Here is a 4,047-nt window from a genome sequence, read left to right on the forward strand (position 1 = left end):
ATTGCAGGCACTTCAGCTCTAGTAAAGTGATTTGCATAAATAATGATATTAAAACCAACTGCTTCCAACTGTTCATCAGTAACTTCATTGAAAGAAGTCGGAACTACCACTAATGGTGTTGCAGTGTCTTCTTTACGAAAAGCCTCAGCAAATTCAAAGATTTCTTTGGGATCTTTCTTTCTGCTATGAATCATAATTGCATCTGCCCCAGCATCTCTAAAAGCAAATGCTCTGTTAAGTGCGTCCTCCATACCTTTTTCAAGAATCAGGCTCTCTATTCTTGCACATATCATAAAGTCATCTGTCTTCTGAGCTTTTTTCCCTGCTGCAATCTTTACGCAAAATTCTTCAATCGAACACTGTGTCTGCTCTACTTCATTACCAAAAAGCGAATTTTTCTTAAGTCCTTTTTTATCTTCAATTATCACCATTGAAACGCCCATTCGTTCCAATGTTCGTACTGTATAAGAGAAATGTTCCGGTAAACCACCTGTATCACCGTCAAAAATTATAGGTTTGGTCGTAACCTCACAAATCTCATTTATAGTTTGTAAACGAGATGTCAGATCAACAACCTCTATATCCGGCTTACCTTTTGAAGTTGAATCGCATAAAGAACTGACCCACATGGCGTCAAATTGTCTTATTCCACCATTTTCTTCAACTTTAGTATTTTCAACTAATAATCCTGTTAATCCGTTATGTGCTTCCATTGCAATAACTGAGTTTTTTGATTCAAGCGCTCTGCATAGACGTGCTCTTCTCATATCAGATGTACCGAGCATCTGCCTGGCTCTTTTCTCATATTCTCGATATTGCGGTTTGTCTGAATATGGGTATTCTACAAGTTCGCCACCATAAGCCTGTATTAAGTCAATAACTTCAGTTCTAATATTTTGCTGTATTCCTTGTATCCAATCATCGCCATGTACTACTATTTCAGGTTTGTACTTGATCAAATTTTCCTTATAGCTTAGTTTGTCTTGGCATACTACTCTGTCTACTCCCTGTATATTTTCAAACATTTCTTTACGTTCCGAATAAGGAAGTAACGGAAATCGTTTATACTTAGAAATAGCTTCATCAGAAAGAACTCCAATTGTTACTTTTCCAAGTCTTTTTGCTCTCTTTATGATTGACAAGTGCCCGCTATGTACTATATCTGTCGAAAAGCACATATATACATTTCTACAGGGAAGACTCAACAAAGTATCTTTTATAGCTGTAAGATCTTCAGCATTATCTACTTCTTTACATATGAATTTCTTTATATCTATAGGTTTAATATTTATTTGATCACTACATTCATTTAATGCATCTTCAGCATAGCAACTGGTATTTCCAGCTTCACAAAACTTCTCTATTTCTTTTATCCAAGTTTTTATATCTTTCTTTGTAAGCTTATATAATGGTTGGAGTGCAATAGCTCTATCAAAATCTTTAATGCTTATCTTACGAACTCTTCCATCCAATAAAACTGCCTTAAAATCTTTTTCCGGCAAGTCTGATGTCGAACTCACTGCTACACAACTATCTTTACTAAATGCCACCTTGTCTAATACAGCATTCTCGAAAACAAGATCTCCATGCATCAAAACAATATCTTCATCCAACTCTCCTCTTGCCAGATACATTGAATAAATATAGTTGGTTTCAGAATACTTATCATTGAAAATATATTTAATATCTATTGATAACTTAAGATTATTACAGTAGCTAACTAACTCATCTGATTTGTAACCAGTAGTTATAATTACTTCTTCAATTCCAATCTCAGATAATTGGTGTAGTTGTCTTGATAATATAGTTTCTTTATCATTTAATTGCACTAAACACTTGGGAAGATTATTTGTAATCTCCCCCATCCTTCTTCCCATTCCAGAATTAAGAATTAGTGCTTTCATCGCTACCCTTTCGTATTGAAAAACAAAACTCCCGACATAAGTTCCATACCTTACATCGGGAGTTCCCATCCTTATCAATACCAATTATTTTATCTAAATAGAATCCAATTCTATTCCTAACTCTTCATATACCAATCCAATACTTCTTCGCCCACGTTGTCACACCATCTTCCACCCATACGTCATAATCATTGTGAGTTCCAACACTACACAACATCCCTAATGTAAAGCATGAACTTGTCAAAGTTCAGTAGTACTTTGCATTTCCTAAATATGTGTATATATTTTATTATATCACTATTTTTATGTTATTCCAATTATTTTGTTACGCTATATAGTACCGAAATGACATCAATGCGTATCTTGCACACAGGGATTATCCAATCAAAACCTGTTTACCCTCAAATGCGAACCCGTAATGGAATATCCTATCCTTATTAACACCTCTTGATATCAAAGCCGCATCATAGTTCTTATCTTCAATCTGTTTAAGAGCCTTCTTTACTGTCTCCTGAAGATCCTTTTCATCTTCAGAATCGTGGACCTTAAACTCAATTACATATGCAGGATCTCTTTTTTCCTTAGGTTCAAGACACACATCGTACCTGCCAAAGCCACTCTCTCTATTAGAAGTTATCAGATATTTATCAGCCAGATCCACCATAAGGCCTAAAACAAAGCCGTGATAAAATCTTTCAGGCTCATGCCTATTAGACACTCCCTTACCTACATCAAAAACAGAAAACGTATTAAGCGCTATATCATTCATGAATCTATTCATGTACTTAACATCATTTTGTAAAAGTGCCTTGATGAAGTCATTGTATCCGACGTTATCACCTTCAAACCACCTCTTTATCATATCGTCAAACGTATGCTTCACTTCGAGATTTGTAAGGGCCACGCTGTATTTCTTTCTGACGCCCTGCTCCTGCAATACGTCTACAACTCTTAGATAACCTGCTGCCAATAGAAGGCTAAAAATTCCGGATTCGTTTTTGTCTATCAGATTAAAGACTATTTCATCATCGATTAAAGCTTCAACAGCTTCTCCCTTCAGTAAACTCTCTACGGCAGTCTTAACGTTTACTCCGCTTTCTTTTATAAGTTTATCAACCAAAGAGTTCTCACTGGTGTTGGCCCAATAATCATCAAGTTTTCCTGAGTCCAGATACTGTGTAACAGACCACGGATTATAAATATCAGCTTTAGATCCTATCCTGAAGCCGTCATACCATTTTTTCACATCTGAAAAGGAATCTTCCATATCATAATTACTAAGCGCTTCTTTGACTTCTTTCTCTGTAAATCCAAAATCACTTTCATACCTTGCATTAGTAATGGTATCCACTTTCAGGTTATTAAGATCAGAGAAAATTGATTCTTTACTTATTCTGGTAATGCCGGTAAGTATCGCCCTCTCAAGATACCTATTAGTCTTAAATGTAGCATTAAAAAGGTTTCGAACAAACCCAGTCATTTCATTCCAAAAGCCATCGACGTAGGCCTCTTGTATGGGAGTATCGTACTCATCCATAAATATCAGTACTTTCCTCTCATAGTACTTAAAGAGTATCTCACACAGAAACCTTATAGCATCAGTAGCTATTGCATCGTTCATGTCATAACTTACTATGTTCCAAAAACTTCTATCCATCTGCGTGATAAAAGGTGCATCAAGAATATGATTATAGTTTCTGTATAATCCCACTATCTGCTGTATGATCTGCTGCCTTGCTGTTTCAAAAGACGTTCCCTTTACAGAAGCAAAACTCAGAAATATGACAGGATACTGATTTGCCAGTTTTTGATACTCTCTATGTTTCCATATATCAAGGTTTTTGAACAGGTTCACTCCATCATGATATTTATTAGAAAAAAAATGTTCCATCATACTGAGATTAAGAGTCTTACCAAATCTTCTAGGTCTTGTAATAAGTGTGACCACATCACCGCTTTCCCACCAACTCTTAATAAACTCAGTTTTATCTACATAAAAATAATTGTTCTCTATTATCGCAGCAAAGTCCTGATTGCCGATAGATATCTCACTTCGCATATCTGCCCGTGCGAAAGAAACCGAAAGCGCATCTTCCAGCGCATCAATAGTTGATTTTCGAGGCGAATCAACTTTACCCCCCAG

At 35.9% G+C, this 4,047-nt stretch carries 2 protein-coding genes; both read right to left on the reverse strand.

The genetic code is table 11. From position 1 onward, the window contains the following. Window positions 1–1,904, reverse strand: a 1,904-nt coding sequence (gene aepX / locus K6G87_RS19235; protein WP_296840921.1) for a phosphoenolpyruvate mutase, incomplete at its 3' end; no start/stop codon positions are given. A 376-nt stretch (window positions 1,905–2,280) separates the two neighbouring features. After that, window positions 2,281–4,047, reverse strand: a 1,767-nt coding sequence (locus tag K6G87_RS19240; RefSeq protein ID WP_330669961.1) for an AAA family ATPase, incomplete at its 5' end; no start/stop codon positions are given.

The sequence above is a fragment of the Butyrivibrio sp. genome, assembly GCF_024699075.1.